This window comes from Mesobacillus thioparans (assembly GCF_965138835.1).
GTDB lineage: Bacteria > Bacillota > Bacilli > Bacillales > Cytobacillaceae > Mesobacillus > Mesobacillus thioparans.
Genome location: NZ_CBCSFH010000022.1, coordinates 34826 through 57601, shown reverse-complemented (window position 1 = coordinate 57601; position 22776 = coordinate 34826). Strand labels below are relative to the sequence as shown.

The following is a 22776-nucleotide window of genomic DNA, read 5'->3' as shown; positions in this document are numbered from 1 at the left end:
CCGCTCGACTTGCATGTATTAGGCACGCCGCCAGCGTTCGTCCTGAGCCAGGATCAAACTCTCCAAAAAAGAGTTATGAGTTAGCTCATAAAAGTTAAAACGTTGGCTCATGTCTTCTATATAAATAGAAGCATGATAATATTGTTTGTTGACGCTTGTTTGTTTAGTTTTCAAAGAACAATTTCATTTTGCTGCTCCGTCAGAAGCAACTCTTATATATTATCAGTTTAACAACCTGATGTCAATAAGTTTTTTCGTTTTCTTTGTTGCTAGCTAAGTAGCTCGCAGCAACAGATATAAATATAGCACCTTTGTTTTGCAATAGCAATATCTTTTTACTATTTTTATTCATGTAATTAAAAGAAAGATAATTCATATTTCTGTGTCCAAATGTTAATAGGAAACTTAGAAAATCGGCTGTTGTAATAGTAAAGATTAAATTACTCGCCAACAGAGCAAAAAAAGGCAAAACGACCTCAGCCGTTTTGCCTTTTCTTCTATCTATGATCGGTGACGCATCAACGGGAATAATAGAACGTCCCTGATGGATGGTGAATTAGTCAGGAGCATAACCAGTCGGTCGATCCCGATTCCAAGTCCGCCTGTTGGAGGCATTCCGTATTCGAGCGCCTCGATGAAGTCATCGTCCATTTCATGCGCTTCGTCGTTCCCTTGTTCTTTTTCTTTCAACTGTGCTTCAAAACGTTCTCTTTGATCGATTGGGTCATTGAGCTCAGTGAACGCGTTCGCATGTTCCCTTGCAACGATGAACAATTCAAAGCGGTCAGTGAAACGTGAATCATCGTCATTCTTTTTCGCCAAAGGAGAAATGTCAACCGGATGGCCATATACGAATGTAGGCTGGATCAGGAGTTCTTCTACTTTTTGCTCGAAGAATTCATTGACGATGTGGCCATACTGCATATGCTCAGTGATTTCCACTCCGTGTTCTTTCGCCAGTGCACGTGCATCTTCTGTACTCATTTGCGGCCAGAAGTCTACTCCTGTATGTTCCTTGATCGCATCTACCATGTGAACTCTCTTCCACTCTGGCTTCAGGTCGATTTCATACTCGCCATACTGGATTGTCGTTGTTCCAAGAACATCCTGGGCGATGTACGCAACCATGTTCTCAGTGAGGGACATGATGTCTCTCCAGTCAGCATATGCTTCATAAAGCTCAAGCATGGTGAATTCCGGATTGTGTCTTGTCGATACACCCTCATTACGGAATACACGGCCGATCTCATATACTTTTTCAAGGCCGCCGACAATCAGGCGCTTTAAGTGTAGCTCGATCGCGATTCGCATATATAGCTGCATATCAAGTGCGTTATGATGCGTGATGAACGGACGTGCTGAAGCTCCGCCGGCAATTGAGTGCATTAATGGCGTTTCCACTTCTAGATAGCCTTGTTCATCAAGATAGCGGCGCATGGATTGGATGATGCGGCTGCGGTTGATGAAAGTCGTCTTGCTGTCATTGCTTGTAATCAGGTCAAGGTAACGCTGACGATAGCGCTGCTCGACATCCTTCAGTCCGTGGAACTTTTCCGGAAGCGGGCGCAGTGCCTTGGTTAAGAAAACGAATTCTTGGGCTTTGATCGAAAGCTCGCCAACCTTTGTTTTGAATAGCGTTCCTTCTACACCGATAATGTCACCGAGGTCAGCAGAATCAAATATTCCGTATTGTTCTTCACCGATTGCATCCTGGCGTACATAAATCTGGATCTGGCCGGCAAGGTCCTGGATATGCGCGAAGCCTGCTTTTCCTTTACCGCGCTTTGTCATGATCCGTCCAGCTATCTTCACCGAAACATTCTTCGCTTCGATTTCTTCCTTCTCTAGTTCACCATATTCACTGATTAGTTCTTCTGTCAGATGAGTACGTTCAAAACGTTTTCCGAATGGATCCATGCCTTTTTCACGCAATGAATTCATCTTGTCCCTTCTGACTCTGAGCTGGTCATTCAATTCTTCATGACTCATGTCGCTTTCACTCCAATATATAAAATAAATTTCTTATGTAATCCTGAAGTATGTTTGATGGATACTTTTATTATTTTACACAAACTATCGTATTCAGACATTAAAAATCTCTTTTTATTCGCCAAATAGATAAAAAACTGCCAGTTTGACCACTGGCAGTTACATTTAAGGATAAAGGTATTATAGGAAAAGTGACGGTTAATGTCAATTTTTATCCAACCTGGTGTGCATTTTGTTCTTCCGCTTCCACTTCATCGGCGAAGTTTGTCACTAAGCTGACATATTGGTCTCTTTTGGTGCATTCATTGATTCCATTGCGGATTCTAGCGTTGCCGCGGATGCCTTTCATGTACCATGCGGCATGTTTGCGCATTTCTCGGACAGCTATGTGTTCATTTTTCAGGGCGATCAGGCGGTCGAGATGAAGGATGCTGACATCGATTTTCTCGCGCGCAGTCGGTTCGCCCATTAATTCGCCTGTTTCCAGGTAGTTAACCGTGCGGTAAATCATCCACGGGTTCCCGAGGGCAGCACGTCCAATCATCACTCCGTCCGCTCCTGTCTCATCAAGCATCCTTTTTGCGTCCTGAGGTGTCTGAACGTCTCCATTGCCGATCACAGGAATGGTGACTGCCTGCTTGACGTCACGGATGATGTCCCAGTTCGCTTGTCCTTCATACATTTGGACCCGTGTACGGCCGTGCAGGGCTATTGCTTTCCCGCCAGCTCGTTCCACAGCCTGGGCATTCTCGATGGCGAAGATATGTTCGTCATCCCAGCCCATGCGCATTTTTACTGTTACCGGCTTTTCAACGGCATCCACCACAGCGGATACCATTTCATAGATTTTATTTGGGTCAAGCAGCCATTTCGCACCTGCGTCACATTTCGTAATCTTCGGTACAGGGCAGCCCATATTGATATCAATGATATCGGCATTTGTATTTTTATCTACGTATTTGGCTGCCTGGACAAGTGTTTCTTTTTCGCCGCCGAAAATCTGCAGGCTGAGCGGCTTTTCACGTTCATCTATATATAACATATCGAGTGTCCTGTCGTTTTGAAGAACAATTCCTTTGTCGCTGACCATTTCCGCACATACTAGCCCTGCGCCGAATTCTTTTACCGTCAGACGGAACGCAGAGTTGCAGACGCCAGCCATTGGAGCAAGCACGACCTGGTTCTTCATCTCAATATCGCCAATCTTAAGCATGTTCTTCCTCCTTCTTTTCGTCCTGTCGATCCCCTTACGAAATGGGAACTGACAATCCCGATGGCAAAGGATTTCTTCAACCCAACTTACTGCGGGGTTAACTCATCCAATCCGACATCCAGAAAATCTGCGATTCTGGAAATCAATTTCTCATCAGGCATCCTGTTTCCCCGTTCGATTTCTCCAAGGACAGAAACAGAGATGCCAAGCTCTTTTGCGAAGCCTTCCTGGGTGAAACCCTTCAGCTTTCGATAAGCGCGAATACGTCTTCCCCATTTTTCTGCTTCCATATTCGTACTCCTTCTCTATCCGATATACTTAGTAAATCATTTGCCAGCGGCTCTCCAGTTGTCGGGAGCGTGATATCTGGATCCATTTCGAGCAATGGAAGCATTACAAATGCGCGTTCGCTCATCCGAGGATGCGGAATCGTAAGCTTCTCTGTTTCAATATTTTCGTGATTATACAGCAGGATGTCAAGGTCTAAAGTTCTGGGACCCCATTTTATTTCCCGTTTTCTTCCAAGTTTCAATTCGATGTCCAGGCAAGTATCAAGGAGTTCCACCGCCGACAGACTTGTCTCTACCTCGATTGCCATATTTAAAAATTGATCCTGGTCAGTATAGCCTACCGGGTCCGTTTCATAGATGGAAGAAGTATTTACCACTGAAATGTTCTCATCGCCCTCAAGGAAGATGATGGCCTGAGTCAAATAGCCAAACCGGTCACCCATATTGGACCCTAGCGCGATATATGCTTTGTTTTCCACTGTCATCTACTCCTTGTGATTTCGACTGCGACGGATTTGTAATGTCCCGGTATTGGCGGGTCCGGCTTGATGACTTTTACATGGCAAGCCTCGACAAGCGAAAAGCGCTCTAGAATTGTCGAGGCGATTTTCTCTGCAATGGTTTCCACAAGCTTATATGGTTTGCCCTCTACTATATCCTTGCAGACTTGATACAAATCCGCATAATTGATGGAATGCTCAAGTTCATCGGTTTTTCCTGCTTTCGAAAGATCCAATTCTACTGTAAGATCCACAGCAAAACGCTGGCCAAGCCTGGTTTCTTCCGGAAAAACTCCGTGGTAGCCGTAGAATTCCATCTTATTTACATGTATTTTATCCATTGAACTCACCCTTTCCCAGCATCGCGTCCATCATCTTAGCCATTCTCGACATTTCTTTCACATCATGGATCCGGACGATCTGGCAGCCCTTCTGGATTCCATAGCATACTGACGCTCCTGTTCCTTCCGTCCGTTCAGAAACAGGAAGGTTGAGCACGCCGCCAATCATTGATTTCTTGGAGGTGCCCAGCAGAACTGGATAACCCAGTGATACAAGAGTATCAAGGTGACGCATCATCTCGAGATTTTCTGCCAGGTCTTTTGCGAAGCCAATACCCGGGTCCAGGATGATTTGCTCGTCACTTACCCCTGCTTTCTTGGCAATCGTGATGCTCTCATATAGATCATTCAGAACGTCACGAATGAAATGAGTATAGTTTCGATCATTTCGATTATGCATCAGGATGATTGGCACGCCAGTTTCAGCTGCGACATCGGCAATTTCGGGGTCTTCCTTCGCTCCCCAGATATCATTGATGATCACAGCACCGGAATCGACCGCACTTTTGGCGACCTTTGATTTATAGGTATCGATGGAGATCGGGACCTGAAGTTCCTTCGTGATCGCCTCGATTGCAGGCACCACCCTGCTGATCTCCTCTTCAGCCGAAATCCGTTCGTAACCAGGCCTGGTCGATTCACCGCCGATATCGAGAATATGCGCTCCGTCTTCCATCATTTGCTTTGCGCGCACCACAGAATTTTCAAGCTGGTTGTACTTGCCGCCATCCGAAAACGAATCTGGCGTTACATTCAAGATCGCCATTATCAATGTTTGGGTGCTGTAATCCAATATATATGGACCAGCTTTTATCACAGTTTTCATTTTGCGAGTCCTCCATCCAATTGTATTCTGCTCCATAGCGATTCCCGCTGTGCTTCATATCGCCCGAATAGACTTCTGACCATCTCGCCAGATTTCCCAGGAAAACTTTTACCCGAAAAAGAAGTGACCGGGACGATTTCCTGGATCGAGTTCGTCAGGAACATTTCGCCGGCTGCTTCCGCTTCCTCCTTTTTGTAAAAGCCTTCACGTACCTCAATGCCTGCTGTACGGGCCATCTCGATGACGAACCTGCGCGTCACTCCATCCAAAATACCGGTCTCGACCGCCGGAGTGAACAAGATCCCTTCCCTGTACCAAAACAGATTCGAAACAATCCCTTCAGCCAGGAATCCTTCGTCATTCAAAAAAATGCCTTCTGTATCCATTGCAGGGCCCGCCTCACGCTTGGCCAATACATTATTGAGATAGTGATGCGATTTCAACCGGACACTGCCTTCTGGAGTGTTGCGCCTCAACTCAAGCAGCACGGTCTGTTTCTCATTCATACCGCTTGCCTGGGGCAAAGGTTTGGCAAAAACAATCACATTCGGCTCTTTATAGCTTTCCGTCTGCAAGCCGATTTCGCCATTGCCTGCCGAGACATTGAAGCGGATATAAGCGTCCCTGAGAGAGTTTTCAGCTAAAAGTCCATTTAGGATCTTGAGGACTTCCTTTCGTTGGAATTCAACTCCGATATCCAGAATCCGCAGACTGGCATTCAGCCGCTCCAGGTGGTCATCCAGCAAAAATGGGTGGTCATTGTAGATCCGGAAGGTTTCGAAGACACCAAGACCATACAAAAATCCATGATCAAAAGGGGAAATTGCTGCCTCATCCTTGTCCACGAACCGGCCATTCATATAGATTTTCATTAAAGACTTACTTCCTTCGTTAAATTGTAATGCGCAATGAAATTCCGCAGCAGCTGCTTACCCGGAGTTGTCAAAATCGATTCCGGATGGAACTGGACGCCTTCGACAGGCAGGGTCTTATGGCGAATGGCCATGATTTCGCCTTCCTCCGTCCAGGCTGATACCTCAAGGCAGTCTGGAAGGGGCTCTTTTTTGACGATAAGAGAATGGTAGCGTGCTGCAGGGAATGGGTTTTCCACGCCTTCAAAAATCGTCTTGCCGTCGTGGTAGACCATCGAGGTTTTACCGTGCATGAGCCGCTCCGCGCGGACAACGTCACCGCCAAATACCTGGGCAATGGACTGATGGCCGAGGCAGACACCAAAGATTGGCGTTTTGCCGGCGAAATTCTTGATAGCCTCCAAACTGATGCCGGCCTCATTCGGACTGCACGGCCCCGGGGAAATCATTAAAAACTTCGGGTCCAGCTCTGCGATTCCCTGGATAGATGTCTGGTCATTCCGGATAACCTTCAGTTCCTCGCCCATCTCGCCAAGATATTGGACGAGATTATATGTGAAAGAATCATAATTATCGATCATCAAAATCATGCGTTTCCCTCCGCAAGCTCTTTTGCCTTCCAAAGCGCGATGGCTTTCTTCAAGGATTCCTTGTATTCATTTGCAGGAATGGAGTCGATGACAACACCTGCACCTGCCTGGACATGAGCCATCCCATCCTTGACAAGCATTGTGCGGATGATGATGTTCAGTTCCATATTGCCGTTAAACCCGATCCAGCCTAGCGAACCGGTATAAGATCCCCTTCTCACCGGCTCAAGCTCTTCAATGATTTCCATCGTCCTGACCTTCGGAGCACCGGTAATCGTTCCGCCCGGGAAGGTCGCATTGACCACATTCAACCAGGTTTCACCTTCAGCAAGCTCACCCCTGACATTCGAAACGATATGCATCACATGAGAGTATTTTTCGATGACCATGAATTCATTGACCTCGACTGTTCCGTATTTGCACACTCTTCCAAGGTCATTCCGTTCAAGATCGACAAGCATGACATGTTCTGCCCGTTCTTTTTCGTTATTGATCAATTCACTGGCAAGCTGCAGATCTTCCTGATCTGTCCTGCCCCGCGAACGAGTTCCGGCAATCGGCCTGGTGCTGACTTCCGAACCCTTTACTTTTGCCAAAAGTTCGGGTGAGCCGCTGACGAGCTGGAAATCAGGCGTATGCAAATAGCCCATATACGGAGATGGATTCAGCTTGCGCAGCTGGCGGTACACTTCGATTGCTTCTGTTTGAATTGGCTTTGATTGCCTGACCGACAGATTGACCTGGAACACATCGCCCTGCGAAATGTATTGCTGGACACGTTCCACTGCGTCGATGAAGGCAATCTCATCCATCGAGACATACAGCTCTTCTGAGCCAGGCTTGCTCACCTTTTCAGCATGCGCCACAGGTACCTCAGTCTCCCAGCGTTTTTGCCAATCTGTCAGCTTTTCTTTTGATTGCTCATCCTGGCCTGGTTCGCTCAGGACCATGATCCATAAGGTTTCTGTATGATGGTCAAACACGAACCACTCCAGGAACACCTGGAAATAAACCTCTGGTATGCCGGAATCATCGTTTGCCATATGCGGAAGCCTTTCGATATAGCGGGCATAATCATAGCTGATATAGCCAATGGCCCCGCCCTGGAAATCCGGCAGGCCGTCCACTTCCGGGATCTGGAATGCTTCCATTTCCCGCTTCATTAACTCAAGTGGATTCCCCTCGAGTGTTGTTGTCGTTCCGTTCTGACTGATCGTCAATTTATGGTCTTTTCCTGAAAAAATGATTTCCGGACGGAAGGCAGCGATGCTGTAACGTCCGCCTCTTCCGCTTTCGAGGATGACATGCTCTTTATATTGTTGGGCAATATGGTCGTATTGATGAAAAAAACGTGAAGCTGTATAAGGAATACTTTGTGTTTGAATGCTGTAATGCGGCAAACTCTTCACCCCTAATTTTTTCTCTTTATCCATCATACATGATGAAACGCACGCTTTCATTTTTAAAATGATGGATTTTGCAGAAAAAGGAGCAGTTTTTTTGCAATATTCTCAAACACAGCAAAAAGAGGCAAGCTTTGTCAGCCTGCCTCCTGTTACATGTTAGTTTTCAAATTGATAAAGCGGTGTGCTCAGGTAGCGTTCACCGTTGCTCGGGATGATGGCAAGGACTTTCTTGCCTTGGCCCAGTTTCTTTGCAATTTCAAGTGCTGCATAGATTGCTGCACCAGAAGAGATTCCGCCAAGGATCCCTTCTTCTTTGGCCGCACGGCGGGCATAATCGAATGCCTGTTCATTCTCCACCTTGATGACTTCATCATACACATCGGTGTCAAGCACGCCCGGCACGAATCCGGCGCCAATCCCCTGGATTTTGTGCGGTCCAGGCTTTCCACCTGATAAAACTGGAGAGTCAGTCGGTTCGACGGCAACAATTTTGATATCCTTGTACTTTTCACGAAGGACCTTACCTGCACCGGTGATGGTCCCGCCCGTACCGATGCCCGCTATGAACGCATCAAGCTGGTCACCCATCTGCTCGACGATTTCAGGGCCAGTTGTTCTTTCATGGATTGTAGGGTTGGCTTCATTTTCGAACTGCTGAGGCATGAAATAGCCATTCTCCCTGGCCAGCTCCTCTGCCTTGCGGATCGCTCCGCCCATCCCTTCTGGACCAGGAGTCAGCACGAGGTCTGCTCCATACGCGCGAAGCAGATTGCGTCGCTCCATGCTCATCGTTTCTGGCATGACAAGGATCGCCTTATAGCCCTTGGCAGCCGCCACCATCGCAAGACCGATCCCGGTATTGCCGCTTGTCGGTTCGATGATTGTATCCCCCTGTTTGAGGACACCCTTCGCTGCAGCATCTTCTATCATCGCCAGGGCGATCCGGTCCTTTACACTGCTTCCCGGGTTCATGTATTCAAGCTTCAGATATACATCCGCACTTTGGTCATCGACCAGTCTGTTCAGTTTCACAATTGGTGTTTGGCCAATCAGCTCAGTAATTGAGTTCGCGATACGTACCATATAATCCACCTCTTAATCCGAGTATTTTAATTGGTTTTATTAAAATTTACCAGTAGTTCATTTCAAAGTCAATCAGAACACTTCGACATTTTCCGTAAATCAGACTTCTGCCCATCCCTTTTAAACTATCCTATTTTCACTTCTGGTAAACAAGAAAAACGCTCTCTAAAAAATGGACGATTGAAAAAAGCACCGGCTGCTGATACCGGTGCTTCCCATCATTATTTCTTGCTGGCCTCGCCATAGAACCAGCTGACTTTGGCATCATTCCAGAATGCACGGGCAGATACAGGGATATCCATCTGTTCGAGGGCAATCTGTCTGCGGATTTGGTTCTTGACCTCTTTGAAGCTATATTTCTTGCCTGCAAGCTTTTCGTGAAGATAGACAATTGCGTAGCCATTTTCTACTTTTACAGGCCCTGTCCATTCTTCAGGTTTCAGCGATTTTGCCGCTGAAATCACTTCCGGGGAAATGAGTTCGTCTTCTTCGGTTACAAAGCCGATGTCCCCGCCTTCATTTGCAGAAAACTCATCGATTGAACGCTCCATTGCCAGGGCGGCAAAACTGGAACCATCCTTCAGTTCCTTCGCCGCTGATTCTGCTTCTTGTTTCGTTTCGACAATGATTTGTGAAAGATGGTAGGAAGCCGGGACATCAAAGAGATTTTTGTTCTGTTCATAGAAGGCTTTCATATCCTCATCTGAAACTTGGACATCCTTCGTCAGTAATTCTTCGAGCAGCAAACTGTATTTGATTTGTTGCTTCCATTTTTCTTCGCTTTTAGGTTCATTTCCTGGTGATGAATACATCGCTTTATAAATAGTCAGTTCCCGTTCGACGGCCTTGTCGGATAATTTGATTCCATATTCCTCAGCCATCTGCCTGACTACTTCCTGGTCGATCAGGTCCCTGAGCGTCTCTTGTCCGTATCGTTCTTCCAGCTCAGTGAGCCATTGCTGGCGGGTGATCGACTCCTTGCCAATTTCCGCTACGGTTTCCTTTTTCCCTTCAAGGATAGCAGGCTTGGCCAGCAGCATCACAAGTGTTATCGCATTCAATATGGCTAACCCGGCAATAATGTACCAAAGCTGCTTTTTATCCACTTCTCTTCCCCCAGCACTCGCTTATTTTGCTTCTTTCTCCATCTCTTCAAGTTCTTCTTTTGTGAACAAGTATTTTTCATTGCAGAAATGGCAATGCGCTTCAGCCTGTCCCTCTGTCTCGATCATATCACGGATTTCTTCCGCTCCAAGACTGATCAACGCAGTGCTGAATCTGTCTTTTGAGCAATTGCATACAAATGAAACCGGCATCGTCTCAAGGAATTTGACATTGTCCTTTCCAAGAAGCTCTTCAAGCAACTCTTCAGGAGACAGCCCTTTTTCAATCATTTTAGACACAGGCGGAATCGACTGCAGTCTTTGTTCGATCGCCGATATGGTCTCTTCCGTCGTTCCCGGCATCAATTGGATGATGAATCCTCCAGCCGCTTTGATCGAATTGTCCGGATTGACGAGCACACCGACACCCACGGAAGAATTGACCTGCTCGGATGTCGCGAAATAATAAGTGAAATCTTCACCAAGTTCACCTGAGACAATTGGCACCTGTCCTGTAAAATAGTCACGCAAGCCAAGGTCTTTTACAACAGTAAGCGTTCCGTCTGTACCGACACCTTGTCTTACATCCAGCTTGCCGTGCTCATTCAGGTCGAAGTGAACATGAGGATTCGACACATAGCCCCTGACCTCTCCTTTGGCATTGCTGTCAACAAGGATCAGTCCAAGCGGACCGCCGCCTTCGACTTTAACCGTCAATTTATCTTCGCCTTTCATCATCGCACCCATCATCACACCAGCAGTCATCGTGCGGCCAAGGGCAGCAGATGCCACAGGCCATGTGTAATGGCGGCGCTGGGCCTCTCCAACAGTTTCAGTCGTTTTTGCTGCGTATGCCCTGACCTGTCCATCAAAAGCAAGTGCCTTCACTAAATAATCGCTCATTTTTTCTACTCCCTTCATGCTGTAAGTTTCATGCGTCCTTCAAATCAAGGAAGCTTAATTGTTTTTATCCATATTGCGCTTATAGATAAGCTGCAGTCCTTTCAAGGTCAAAAACGGCTCGACGACGTCGATGACATTGGATTCCTGTGCGATTAAATTCGCCAGTCCACCTGTGGCAATCACCTTTGTCGGGGCTGCACTCTTATCTTTCATCCGTTTAACTATTCCCTCTACCTGTCCAACATATCCATACAGGATTCCTGCCTGCATCGCCGACACGGTGTTCTTGCCAATCACGTCATCCGGGCGGCTGATTTCAATCCGCGGAAGCTTAGCAGCACGCGAATAAAGGGCTTCGGTAGAGATGCCAATCCCCGGGGCGATCGCTCCGCCCATATACTGATTATGTTCATTGATGTAGCAATAAGTTGTCGCCGTGCCGAAATCGACGATGATCAGCGGGCTGCCATATTCATGGATGGCCGCAACCGCATTGACGATCCGGTCTGCACCGACTTCCCTTGGATTTTCGTATTTTATGTCAAGGCCTGTCTTGATGCCTGGCCCTACGACTAAAGGTTTAAGGCGGAAGTACTTCTGGCACATTCTCTCGAGTGAGAACATGATTGGCGGTACGACGGACGATATGATGATCCCATCTATATCAGAAAAAGAGAGATTGACATGGTCAAAAAGATTTTTGACGATCATCCCGAATTCATCTTCTGTTCTATGGCGGTTCGTTTCAATTCTCCAGTGGTGTTTCAACTCTTCCTGCTCATAAACACCCAACACGATATTTGTATTCCCGACGTCAAAAACAAAAATCAAGCTATTCACCAACTTATTAGTAGTTTTCTGAATCAATTCTGCAAATATCATACCATAATCGTCAGGAATTCACTAAGGAAAGTCGCCCGAATCTGATCATGCCCGTCCTGTACGGTACTGCCCCCAGAAAAATAAGCAGGTGCCCTGTGACAGGACACCTGCTTCATGACTTTATTCTTTTGGATTTTCGTCGATGGCCTTTGGATCCTCGATGACTGAGTCGATTTTCTTGTCAGTCTCTTCGATCGCAGGCAGCTCATCCTTTTTCGTGTTGATGTTCACTTTCATGTCGTCATTATCAAGACTCACACTTCGCTCCGGGAGACGTCCATGATCGATCAGATGCTTGATCTGTTCTGCATCGAGCGTTTCAACTTCAAGAAGCGTATTCGCGATAATATCAAGCTTATCACGATGCTTTGTAAGAAGGTCCTTCGCCCTTGCATAACATTCCTTGATGATGGTTTGGATCTCTACGTCAATTTCATATGCAATCTTATCTGAATAGTTCTGCTCATTGTTCAGGTCACGTCCAAGGAATACCTGGCCCTGTGCCTGGCCGAACTGCATTGGTCCGAGCTTATCACTCATCCCGAATTCAGTGACCATTCTTCTCGCAATGCCTGTCGCACGCTGGAAGTCATTGTGGGCACCTGTGCTCACTTCGCCAAAGACGACTTCTTCCGCTACACGGCCGCCAAGGAGACCGGTGATTTTATCAAGAAGCTCAGGCTTCGTCATGAAGTAACGGTCTTCCTTAGGAAGCATGACAGCGTATCCGCCGGCCTGTCCGCGAGGGACAATCGTTACCTTGTGGACCATTTCGGCTTCATCAAGTACAACCCCGATGACGGTATGGCCAGCTTCATGGAAGGCAACAATATTTCTTTCCTTCTTGGAGATGACACGTGTCTTTTTAGCAGGACCGGCAATGACGCGGTCTGTTGCTTCATCCAAATCCAACATGTCGATCTTCTTCTTATTCCTTCTGGCAGCAACAAGCGCTGCTTCATTCAGCAGGTTTTCAAGGTCGGCACCAGAGAAACCTGGAGTACGAGCCGCGATACTCTTTAAGTTAACAGACTCATCAAGCGGTTTATTTCTCGCATGCACCTTCAGTACAGCTTCACGGCCCGTTACATCCGGACGGTCAACTGTAATCTGGCGGTCGAAACGTCCTGGACGCAGCAATGCCGGGTCAAGGATATCAGGGCGGTTCGTCGCCGCTACGATGATGATTCCCTCATTGGCACCAAATCCATCCATTTCAACGAGCAACTGGTTGAGCGTCTGTTCACGCTCATCGTGCCCTCCGCCGAGTCCAGCACCACGCTGGCGGCCGACAGCATCGATTTCATCGATGAAGATAATGCATGGAGCATTCTTTTTAGCTGTTTCAAATAAATCACGCACACGTGACGCACCGACACCAACAAACATTTCAACGAAGTCGGAACCGCTGATAGAGAAGAACGGTACTCCCGCTTCCCCGGCTACAGCACGTGCCAGCAACGTTTTACCGGTACCTGGAGGTCCTACCAGCAGGATTCCCTTTGGTATACGCGCTCCAAGCTCGGCGAATTTACGAGGGTCCTTGAGGAACTCAACGACCTCGACAAGCTCTTGCTTTTCTTCATCTGCACCCGCAACATCCTTGAAGCGGACCTTCTTCTTCTCTTCGTTATACAGCTTCGCTTTGCTCTTACCGAAGTTCATGACACGGCTGCCGCCGCCCTGAGCCTGGTTAAGCAAGAAGAAGAACAGAATGAAAATGATGATGAACGGAATGATCGATGTAAAGAATGTCACCCATCCGCTTGTTTCCTTTGCAGGCTTTATATCGACATCTGCACTAGCAGCCGTCTGTTCGATACGGTTCAATGTATCAGGGTTGCTCCAAACATAAGTGATGAAGCCCTTGCCTTCTTCCTGGCCCTTCAACTGGCCCCTTACTTCATACACACCGCGTTCAGGCTGCAGCGTCAGAGTTCCTGAAACATTGCCTGCCTCAAGTTCCTGCATGAATTTATCGTAAGAGATTTGTTCAGTTGGCTGGTTATTGCCATTAAAGAAACTCACTACTCCGATAATGACTAAAAATATCAATAAATAAAAGATGGTATTACGGAAGATCCGATTCATCCCTTACCTCCTCCCACGGTAGACAAACTATACTAAATAGTATCATAGCAAATATTGCTAATACAAGAAATTAACATTCAGAATATTTGGTTGTTAAAAGAAATGTTAAATTCCATTCACTAAATCGTAACCGTTTTTTATTTTGTGTATACTTCCGGCTTCAGAACGCCGATATATGGCAGGTTACGGTATTTTTCCGCGTAATCAAGTCCATATCCCACAACGAACTCGTCAGGAACGATGAATCCGACATAATCTGCTTTGATGTCAGCCTTCCTTCCTGTTGGTTTATCAAGCAGTGTGACAATTTTGATGGACTTAGCTTTGCGGTATCTGAACAACTCAACCAGATAGCTGAGAGTCAAGCCGCTGTCGATGATATCCTCGATGATCAGAATGTCCCTTCCTTCTACGGAAGTATCAAGGTCTTTAAGGATTTTGACTTCACCGGATGATACCATTGCATTTCCATAACTTGAAACATCCATGAAGTCCATTTCAAGGTATGTGTCCACCCGCTTAAGCAGGTCACCCATGAATGGCATCGCGCCCTTCAGGACTCCGATTGCCAGCGGAAAACGGTCCTGGTATTCTTCAGTTAATTGAGCTGCCAGCTGCTTTGTTTTTTCCTGAATCTCTTCTTCTGTAAACAATACGTTTTCAATATCATTTTTCATCATGATCATTGTGCCCCCTGGAAGATATCAATGCTTTATATAAGTTAATAGTAATAACCTGTTTCCTTGTTCATTTGCTGCATGGTTCGATTTTTTCAGGCCCGGAAGCCAAAGAATCCTGTTCTCCCGGTCTGTGACGACCGGCCATTCATCCCTTTTTGCCAAAGGGACTTTCATATCGATGAAGATGTCTTTCAGCTTCTTTGACCCATTCATTCCCTTCAAAGACATCCGGTCACCATTCTTCCTGGTGCGGATATACAAGGGAGTGCCTGATTCCTCAAGGTCGACGACGAAACGATGATTGGAAATATCACTGACTTGAACATCATTGAGCAATTGGGCATCAATGAGGTCACCATTTGGCAAGATCAGCTGCTGTGGTCCTGTGATTTCGAAACAATAGCTTTGCCTTTCTGGCGGATTCAATGTGAAATGGCAATTTCCATACGATCGTATGATTCTTAAACCGCTGGGGAAATCAAGAGTTCCTGACGGATGGGGGTTGCGAATTATTGAAAAAATCTTTTCAATATGTATAGCGGAAAGAGAAGCAGGTCGATCATTGTAAAGATAATTTAATATTAGTTTAATCCCTCTTCTTTGTAAAGGCATTGGCATTTCCCGAAAGGAACTAATATCGATCGTGACCCCTCTGTCCTCTTTCTCCATTACTTTATTCAATTCTTTCCTTGTTAATTCAAGAAGATACTCTTCATCCTGCTGCAAATCTTCGCTGAAACGCTGGAAATGTTCATGTACTGCCGGGTTCTCTTCTTTTAAAAAAGGCAGGACGGTCTTCCTGAATCGATTCCTGCTATAGTATGCCTTCTCATTGCTGGGGTCGATCCTGGGTTCCAGATAATTCTCGGCACAATACTCTTCCAGTTCCCTTTTGGTCAGGCATAAAAACGGCCTGAAAACCTTGAACGGACCCATTTTCCGCGCAAAAGGGATCCCTGCCCTTGCTGCTCCGGAACTGCCCCTGGAAAGCCTCATCAATACCGTTTCGACCTGATCGTCCCCGTGATGTCCCAGGGCGAGGTATTCAAGTTGATGCTTTTCCATCACTTCCTCGAAAAAGGTGTACCGGCATTCACGGGCAGCTTGCTGGGAGCTCAACCCCGTCTCCTTTATGTAGGCTGGCACATCGATCCTTTTCATCGCAAAGGAAATGTCATGTTTTTCGCAAAAATCTTTTACAAACAGTGCATCCTGATAGGATTCTTCTCCACGGAACATATGGTCAACGTGGACAGCAATGATTTTCAGGGATTTTCCTTCCCGCTGCTCAGATAAATAGTGAAGCAGGGCAAGCGAATCGGGCCCTCCTGAGACACCGACTGCAATGGACTTGTTATTCAGCTGAAAACCGTGCCTTTCAAGAAAGGCATTCACCTTCGTATCGATCATCATGCTCTTCCTTACCGCATTGCCGGTTTAACTCTATACCCAAGCCGGCAACCCATTAATCTTCTAAATAGGTTCATTATTATTTTTCAGCTTAACACTTTCCATATTACTTTATCAAAAATCAGGACTGTAATCCCTTATCTACGGATTAGCCTGTAAAAGGTTTCAAAAATACTCAGGTAATCTGGCTATAAATATATAAAAAATATAACAATGAAATAATCAGGATGATGGTGGCGGTTTCAAGAGCCGATGATTTCTTCCTGTTCTTGTTGTATCGCTTTCGCGTTTGTCCGGGTGCTGGGGATGAAGCCCTTTTCACAGTGCTTCGTGCCGGACTCGGCTGCGGCTGCTTCTGTGCGGCTGGCTTTTGCTGATGCCTGTTTCTCGATGGCGAATCGGGCTGATGGACCTGGAGTAAATCTGTCCGCATTTCTTTTGCAGACCGGTACTTCCCAGACAGCGCATTGTAAATGACCTTTTCGTATCTCCTCAACTCAGGGCTTTGCTTCACCTTTTCCATGATTTCGCTGATTCCGCCTGACTTCTTCGTAAACCTTTTCGGAAATGCTGTGTTGACCATGATCATGCCTACAGCAAACAGATCATAGCCTGGATCGGCCTTTCTGCTTCCAAGTCCCCAGTAACCGCGGTCAAAGAATTCCGTGAACTCCTTGATGGACCTGCCCTGCATCGTCGTTCCGCCGACATCGATGCAGCGAATCCTCGCCGGTGGTCCTGTCACAATCAAATTTTCCGGCTTTAAGTCGCCAAATACCCAGCCATTATCATGAAGCAGCTGCAAATCGGCAAGCAGCTGTAGGATCATCACTCCTGTCCAGTCCGGTCCCTTCTGCTCAAGAAAAGCAAGAAAGTCCGGGCCTTTTATGAATTCCATGACATAGTAGCTGACTTTCTTTCCAGGGCGTTCCCAATCATCCACATCCAGCAAAGAAGGCCCGAGGGCAGATCCCTGGACCTTGGCAAAAGCTTTCAATACATTGACCTCTGAAGTGACCGACATACCATTGTCGCTCATTTTCAATGCGACCTGTTTATTGTCATGCCTGGCTAAATAAACAATTCCATTTGCTCCGAAACCAAGCTCTTTAATGATTGTATAGCGATTGTGATGCCATTTCCCTTCAATGATAGTTCCGGGAATGACCTTACACAGATTCTTCAAAGAAGGATTCATCATCACGGGACAGAAGGCTCCTTAAAGATCGTTTTTTATTGAAGTAGGAAAGTGCTTCACGAATCGCCGGTCCTGTCGGTGTAATTCCGCCAGTCGTCAGCTTGGCAAATATGCTTGTAAGCGATTCGAGTTTAGGTGTCCAATCCAGCAATTTTTCGACATCATTTCGTTTCCCGGGAAATACAAACACTGAAAAGCGATTATCCCCAGAGCGTGCATTCAGGCTCAAACTTAAGTCCAGCAAAGCTTCTTTAACAGTCGGCAGCTTATGCTTCATGCTTGCGCTCGTATCGACAAGAATCAACACATCGAGTTCGACCGTCTCCCCAAGCTCGTCCACGACTTCCATGACCTCGCCCCGCTGTTCCGGAGGAAGATCATCTACCGTCCTGCCGCCGCCAAGGATTTGCTGAAGTTCCTTATTAACCACTCCCTGAAGTGTCTGGGTCATTGCCTTCCTTGTAACCATCTGGACAGTCTGCGAAAGCTGCTGTGCATACACAATCTGGCTGACGCCGCCGCCGGACATCGCAATTCCCTCGATTTCTTTCATACCCTGTTCATCTATTACGTCCTGTTCCATCACACCAATGACATTCACCGTAATCCCCTGCTCCTTGGCTAGTGCAGCCATTGCAATCGGATCTTCACCCTGATTTGAGCAGCCGTCTGTAATGAGCAATATTTGCCTGATCGTACCTGTTTTCATCAAATCCCCTCACTTCCAGGCCCTACTTTTACAATCTAGTAAAAGAAAGAAGCCTATAATAAATTTGTTACCATTTTCGACGAAGTAGAGGGGAAATATACATAAGAAAAGCGAAAGCGCCTTGGTCAGCCCCGACAAGCGCTGGAGCTAGACAAAGAAAAGCGGAAGCGCCTTGGTCAGCCCAGACAAGCGCTAGAGCTATAGATTTCTCGAAGTGAAAACTATACTTCCTTGTACATAAAGGAATCGTATATTGCTCAAATTAAGCAGTTAAGCTCTTTTTTGATAATTAGCTGCCGGGATCGACGCCCATTTCGGGATATTATGATCGATTTTTGCGACAACGACGGTCATGTCATCCTCAATGGATCCTCCGCGGGAACGGATGACTTCCTCCATGATCAAATCGGCGATCGCCTGAGGTTCATCGGTCTGAAGCTCGTTGATTTTCCGCTTCATCCATAAATCGTAATTCTCGACATGCTTCGGCCCTTCAAAAACACCGTCGCTCATCATGATCAGCAGGTCACCGGCCTTCAGCTGCTCGCCGACGACATCCACTTCGAATTCCTGCAGGATCCCCATTGGCAGATTGCTCGCCTGGACCTTCATTACCTTGGAGCCGCGCTTGATGAAGCTTGGCGTCGAACCGATCTTCAGGAATCTTGTCGATGCATTCTGCAGATCAATCATAGCCAGGTCCAGGGTTGAGAAAATCTCATCTGTTGTCCGTAACGATAAAATGGAGTTCACCGATTTGATTGCCACTTTTTCCTCGATACCTGATTGCAGGATCTGCTGAAGTAATAACAGTGTATCCCTGCTCTCTGAATGGGCTCTTTCGCCGTTGCCCATTCCATCACTGATGGCAATCGCATACTTCCCTCCGCTCAGTTCAATGGTCGAATAGCTGTCCCCGGAAACAAGGTCGCCATCCTTGGCGGCATGGGCTACTCCAGTCGATACAACAAACGCTTTGGCGGAACGGAATGTCACATGGCAAAAACCGTTCGGGAATGTCGAGCATTCCTCCGAATTGACGACGATGTTTTCCTTGAGGATATCTGACAGCATCGGCGCGATCAGCTTTTCGCATTCTCCATGTCCCTGGCAATATGGAATGGTCATATCGATATCCACATTGCCCTGTTCAAGGCTGTAGATTTCCACATGCTCGATATGGATGCCAAAATCCTGAAGAGACTCAAGGATCAGTTCTTCCTGCTTGGAGTGGTTCTCGCGTTCACGCTGAATTTCCTTGGCGAAATCCCCCATCACTTCCGATACACCCAGCAATTGGTCGGCAACAAGCCGCCTGCTTTCCTGGACCTGCTTTTTCAGCTTACGGTTGGCCTGGTAATAGGTCAGCTGCTGCTGCATGATTTCAAGTACTTTCTTCGACCTCGTGCAATGCTTGTCCCAATCCCGGGACAGTTTCTGCGGCACTGCACCGGAATTTTGATCCATCTCCTGCATAATTTCGCTCATATAGTCATAGGTTGTATTAAAGTTCCTTGTCCAGCAATGGTCTTTCTTAAAACAGGTCTGGCATGTCTTCTCTGTGACATTGCTCAAGAAATAATCCATATCGCGATCACTTTCGATCGTGTCATCCTGTACCTGCAAAGTCGAAAAGCTTTTCGACAATGCTTCAAATACATTCGAGAACTGGACGACACGCTGTGCTGTCACATCTCTCATTTTCCTCATATATTGCTGCTGCTCTGCAGAGTATTCCGCAGTGCCTGGAATATGTTTGGCGATCCGTGACGTAAGCGATTGAGGCGTCAGGAAAAAGAGCAGGACCGCAGCAGCCGATTCGGTCAACGTCTGGCTAAGGGCACCTCCGCCCTCTCCATACATGCCAATCAAAAGCGTGGAGATGAACAGTCCAAGTGCCACTCCCGGCTTCTTTCCCTCTTTCAGCAAGCCGCCGAGCAGACCTGAAAAGGCCAGCAGGCTCATATGATAAAAACTCGACACATTCGCAAGACTGAAAATCAAACCTGTTACGACGCCGACTGTAGAACCCACCGTCGCCCCGGCAACAAAAGAAAAAATGAGGATCAAGTAACGGGACATGACGTGTTCGACTGACAAGTCATAAATTGTCCAGCCGATTGTCCCTGTCATCACGGAAGCAAGCATGATGATCAAACAGACAATTTCCTCTGTTTTTAAAGATTGCTTGCGCAGGTTCGAGGTCATCAACGGTATGCTTTGCAGGAAAATGAAGGTCAACACCAGGCCAAGCCCTGCTTCGACTCCCGTCATCATCCCTTCATACATCGTGATATTTCCTGACAAAATGAGAGCTTTCAACATTTTGGCTATTAATATAGTGAAAAATATATAGAATGGCAGCACTTTCAGCTCATTCCTGATCCACTTTTTCGTCAGCCTGTATATCAGCAAGAACAAGAATACCGAACTGAAGGTGAAAAACGCGTCTGTAAATGACAGGGTCGCAGCTCCAGCAACCAGACCAAACAGCGCGATCGGGGCACGGTCTTTACGGATGAGGTAAACGGCCGCAAAAAATGGAAGGCTAAAAGGGGTCAATTGTGCCAGTATCAAAGCACGGCCAAGCAAGAATCCAATGATCAAGAATATATAGCCCTTTTTCAGGAAAAGGGTTTCGATCTTGGATTGCAGCTTCGACATGCCTTTTGCCAATCTGAATCGAGATTCCTCGAGATGAACTTCACCGATCGGTTCCATCATGTTCCTTTCTACCTTTTGCATTAAATACACTCCCCACTTTTTTATCGTTGCTGATTATTATAAAAGGGAGCAATCCAGAAGTTTGTCAAAAACAAGGACAAGCATCAAAGTTTCGTTCGACGCATTTCCCCGTAATAAAGCAATTACTCGAAAAACCACGGATTATTTTTGCCGCATGTTGAAATTTTGTCACTCCGCTAAAAATTACCTCCTCTTTTTTTTAGGCTCTTTTCTCAAACTTTTTTGCTATTGGCTACAAAATTGGATTTGACATATATTTCTTCACAAGGTTATAGCTAATTAAGAGAAAAGTGCATACACACTTAATTCCGAACTACAAAAAGCCTTCTTATCACGTTAAAATCGGTTTTAGCAAATCTTTACGAAAACAACCTTTTTTATCTTTCTTTTAAAAAATCCATTGACACTATTTTAATATCTATGTATTATATTTCTTGTGCCTCAAAACAATACCAATATGGCGGTGTAGCTCAGCTGGCTAGAGCGTACGGTTCATACCCGTAAGGTCGGGGGTTCGATCCCCTCCGCCGCTACTTAGAAAAGCGTAAGCGCCTTACCATAAAAACTAGTTATAGTTTTTATATACGGCCCCTTGGTCAAGCGGTTAAGACACCGCCCTTTCACGGCGGTAACACGGGTTCGAATCCCGTAGGGGTCATACAACACTGCAAAGAACCTCGTTCCTTTTAAAGGAGCGAGGTTCTTTTATTGTAAGATGAGCACTTTTGTAAAGGCTCTTTTCTCAAACTTTGTTGCTATTGTCTACAAAATAGAATTGAAACACCTGAGATTATTCACACAATTAGCGCTTATGCTGAGAAAAGAGCTTGCAAACTTAGTACCGACATACAAACTGGCTATTATCATGTTAAAGTCAGTTTTAAGATTTTAACAACAAACTTTACGAAAACAGCCTTTATAAAGAAAAAACAAAAAGACAAGCCAGCAATCGACTTGTCTTGGTATAGCATGATACCTGCTATTATATATATTCACTTAGCAGCAAGTTACCCTCTTCTGGCTCCTCTGCCACCGCGCTTGGATTCGGTAGCGCGTTTCAGAGTTGACAAACGGTCTTCACTGTCCTTCAGGAATTTCGCCATTTTTGACTCGAAATTTTCCGGACGCGCATTTCGGTTGTCGTTTCCTCTGCCACCGCCGCCGCCTCGAGGACGCTGGGAGTATGGTCGGTCAGATCTTTCTGGTCTTGCAGGTCGTTCTGGTCGTTCTGGTCGGTCAACAGCTTTCTTGATTGATAAACCAATTTTACCGTCTTTCTCAACATTGATTACCTTCACTTCAACCTGGTCGCCTACTTTGAGGTGGTCATTGATATCCTTGACATAATTGTCAGCAACCTCACTGATGTGAACGAGCCCAGTTGAACCTCCCGGCAGTTCCACGAACGCCCCAAAATTTGTAATGCCTGTTACCTTTCCCTGTAGCTTGCTGCCTACTTCGATTGACATAAAAAAGTTTTGCCTCCTTAAAGATATAAAAAAATCATACTTACTCTATATTATACAGAATATAAAAAAAGAGTGTCAATAAGGCGAATCTTGGGAGTCCTTTTTCTCTTTAGGAAGGTTGAAGATGATTTCATTCTTTTCGGATAGGAAGTATTCCTTGCGGGCAAGCTTCGCTATGTATTCATCATCGTTCAATTTGACGATTTCCTCATCTAAAATTTCCTGCTTTTTCTGGAGTTTTGCTAATTTTTGCTCCAGCTGAACCTTGTCCGCCTGCTTCCTTTCCAGGGCTGCAGTCTGGGAAATGAAGGTGGAGATCATCAAATACGAAATGATCGATGCGAATAAAGCAAAGACTGCGAGGCGCCTGAAAAGCAGTTTTCGCTTCCTGGTTTCCGCTATACCTGCTTTTTCATGCTGCTGTACATATTGGTTTTCAATCCTGGCTATGTTCTTTTTCCTGATGGCACTCATTC

At 46.2% G+C, this 22776-nt stretch carries 21 protein-coding genes, 2 tRNA genes and 1 rRNA gene; 2 read left to right on the top strand and 22 right to left on the bottom strand.

The features are described from left to right. The 20 genes from ACNAZ4_RS22765 to spoIIE all read right to left on the bottom strand — a co-directional run. Nucleotides 1–69: ribosomal RNA gene (locus ACNAZ4_RS22765) — 16S ribosomal RNA — on the bottom strand; the annotation flags it as partial. A 432-nt stretch (nucleotides 70–501) separates the two neighbouring features. Then, nucleotides 502–1989 (bottom strand): lysine--tRNA ligase, encoded by a 1488-nt coding sequence (lysS, locus tag ACNAZ4_RS22760; RefSeq protein WP_415818390.1) that lies wholly within the window; start codon nucleotides 1987–1989, stop codon nucleotides 502–504. A 211-nt stretch (nucleotides 1990–2200) separates the two neighbouring features. Next, the gene (gene dusB, locus ACNAZ4_RS22755; RefSeq protein WP_415818388.1) at nucleotides 2201–3202 is read right to left on the bottom strand and encodes a tRNA dihydrouridine synthase DusB; all 1002 of its coding nucleotides are present in this window, start codon (nucleotides 3200–3202) and stop codon (nucleotides 2201–2203) included. Nucleotides 3203–3288: 86 nt separating this feature from the next. Next, the gene (locus tag ACNAZ4_RS22750; protein ID WP_415818386.1) at nucleotides 3289–3492 is read right to left on the bottom strand and encodes a helix-turn-helix domain-containing protein; all 204 of its coding nucleotides are present in this window, start codon (nucleotides 3490–3492) and stop codon (nucleotides 3289–3291) included. Further along, the gene (gene folK, locus ACNAZ4_RS22745) at nucleotides 3444–3971 is read right to left on the bottom strand and encodes a 2-amino-4-hydroxy-6-hydroxymethyldihydropteridine diphosphokinase (RefSeq protein ID WP_415818384.1); all 528 of its coding nucleotides are present in this window, start codon (nucleotides 3969–3971) and stop codon (nucleotides 3444–3446) included. Before folK ends, ACNAZ4_RS22750 begins: the two co-directional genes overlap by 49 nt. Before the next feature lie 2 nt (nucleotides 3972–3973). Further along, a complete protein-coding gene (gene folB / locus ACNAZ4_RS22740; protein WP_415818382.1) occupies nucleotides 3974–4333 on the bottom strand; it encodes a dihydroneopterin aldolase in 360 nt (119 codons plus the stop codon). Then, a complete protein-coding gene (folP, locus tag ACNAZ4_RS22735) occupies nucleotides 4326–5159 on the bottom strand; it encodes a dihydropteroate synthase (protein ID WP_415818380.1) in 834 nt (277 codons plus the stop codon). Before folP ends, folB begins: the two co-directional genes overlap by 8 nt. Beyond that, nucleotides 5156–6031 (bottom strand): aminodeoxychorismate lyase, encoded by an 876-nt coding sequence (gene pabC, locus ACNAZ4_RS22730; protein WP_415818378.1) that lies wholly within the window; start codon nucleotides 6029–6031, stop codon nucleotides 5156–5158. The genes folP and pabC overlap by 4 nt, the downstream gene beginning before the upstream one ends. Beyond that, nucleotides 6031–6621 carry an aminodeoxychorismate/anthranilate synthase component II gene (gene pabA, locus ACNAZ4_RS22725; protein WP_415818376.1) on the bottom strand — a complete coding sequence of 197 codons (591 nt, stop codon included), beginning with the start codon at nucleotides 6619–6621 and terminating at the stop codon, nucleotides 6031–6033. The genes pabC and pabA overlap by 1 nt, the downstream gene beginning before the upstream one ends. After that, nucleotides 6618–8054, bottom strand: coding sequence for an anthranilate synthase component I family protein (locus ACNAZ4_RS22720; protein WP_415818400.1), 1437 nt, complete (start codon nucleotides 8052–8054; stop codon nucleotides 6618–6620). The genes pabA and ACNAZ4_RS22720 overlap by 4 nt, the downstream gene beginning before the upstream one ends. Before the next feature lie 129 nt (nucleotides 8055–8183). Continuing rightward, nucleotides 8184–9110, bottom strand: a complete 927-nt coding sequence (cysK, locus tag ACNAZ4_RS22715; protein ID WP_415818374.1) for a cysteine synthase A — start codon at nucleotides 9108–9110, stop codon at nucleotides 8184–8186. 221 nt (nucleotides 9111–9331) lie between these two features. Continuing rightward, nucleotides 9332–10216, bottom strand: coding sequence for a peptidyl-prolyl cis-trans isomerase (locus ACNAZ4_RS22710; RefSeq protein ID WP_415818372.1), 885 nt, complete (start codon nucleotides 10214–10216; stop codon nucleotides 9332–9334). Between the two features lie 21 nt (nucleotides 10217–10237). Beyond that, nucleotides 10238–11116 carry an Hsp33 family molecular chaperone HslO gene (gene hslO / locus ACNAZ4_RS22705; protein WP_415818370.1) on the bottom strand — a complete coding sequence of 293 codons (879 nt, stop codon included), beginning with the start codon at nucleotides 11114–11116 and terminating at the stop codon, nucleotides 10238–10240. Between the two features lie 54 nt (nucleotides 11117–11170). After that, complete coding sequence (locus tag ACNAZ4_RS22700; protein ID WP_415818368.1) at nucleotides 11171–11947, bottom strand: type III pantothenate kinase; 777 nt, start codon at nucleotides 11945–11947, stop codon at nucleotides 11171–11173. A gap of 171 nt (nucleotides 11948–12118) precedes the next feature. Then, nucleotides 12119–14089, bottom strand: a complete 1971-nt coding sequence (gene ftsH, locus ACNAZ4_RS22695) for an ATP-dependent zinc metalloprotease FtsH (RefSeq protein WP_415818366.1) — start codon at nucleotides 14087–14089, stop codon at nucleotides 12119–12121. A 137-nt stretch (nucleotides 14090–14226) separates the two neighbouring features. After that, nucleotides 14227–14766 carry a hypoxanthine phosphoribosyltransferase gene (hpt, locus tag ACNAZ4_RS22690; protein WP_415818398.1) on the bottom strand — a complete coding sequence of 180 codons (540 nt, stop codon included), beginning with the start codon at nucleotides 14764–14766 and terminating at the stop codon, nucleotides 14227–14229. Between the two features lie 27 nt (nucleotides 14767–14793). After that, nucleotides 14794–16179 (bottom strand): tRNA lysidine(34) synthetase TilS, encoded by a 1386-nt coding sequence (gene tilS, locus ACNAZ4_RS22685; protein ID WP_415818364.1) that lies wholly within the window; start codon nucleotides 16177–16179, stop codon nucleotides 14794–14796. A gap of 175 nt (nucleotides 16180–16354) precedes the next feature. Then, nucleotides 16355–17380 carry a protein kinase domain-containing protein gene (locus ACNAZ4_RS22680; protein ID WP_415818396.1) on the bottom strand — a complete coding sequence of 342 codons (1026 nt, stop codon included), beginning with the start codon at nucleotides 17378–17380 and terminating at the stop codon, nucleotides 16355–16357. Then, a complete protein-coding gene (locus ACNAZ4_RS22675) occupies nucleotides 17349–18086 on the bottom strand; it encodes a vWA domain-containing protein (protein WP_415818362.1) in 738 nt (245 codons plus the stop codon). Before ACNAZ4_RS22675 ends, ACNAZ4_RS22680 begins: the two co-directional genes overlap by 32 nt. Nucleotides 18087–18356: 270 nt before the next feature. Next, nucleotides 18357–20831 (bottom strand): stage II sporulation protein E, encoded by a 2475-nt coding sequence (spoIIE, locus tag ACNAZ4_RS22670; RefSeq protein WP_415818360.1) that lies wholly within the window; start codon nucleotides 20829–20831, stop codon nucleotides 18357–18359. A gap of 459 nt (nucleotides 20832–21290) precedes the next feature. Between spoIIE and ACNAZ4_RS22665 the strand changes: the two genes are divergently transcribed. Together ACNAZ4_RS22665 and ACNAZ4_RS22660 are read left to right on the top strand one after the other, a co-directional pair. Continuing rightward, nucleotides 21291–21364 (top strand) — tRNA-Met (locus ACNAZ4_RS22665). 53 nt (nucleotides 21365–21417) lie between these two features. Then, nucleotides 21418–21489: transfer RNA gene (locus ACNAZ4_RS22660), tRNA-Glu, on the top strand. A gap of 349 nt (nucleotides 21490–21838) precedes the next feature. On the opposite strand, the gene ACNAZ4_RS22655 is transcribed toward ACNAZ4_RS22660, so the two are convergent. After that, a complete protein-coding gene (locus ACNAZ4_RS22655) occupies nucleotides 21839–22300 on the bottom strand; it encodes a S1 domain-containing RNA-binding protein (RefSeq protein WP_415818358.1) in 462 nt (153 codons plus the stop codon). A 75-nt stretch (nucleotides 22301–22375) separates the two neighbouring features. After that, nucleotides 22376–22774 (bottom strand): FtsB family cell division protein, encoded by a 399-nt coding sequence (locus ACNAZ4_RS22650; protein WP_415818356.1) that lies wholly within the window; start codon nucleotides 22772–22774, stop codon nucleotides 22376–22378. Nucleotides 22775–22776: the final 2 nt, after the last annotated feature.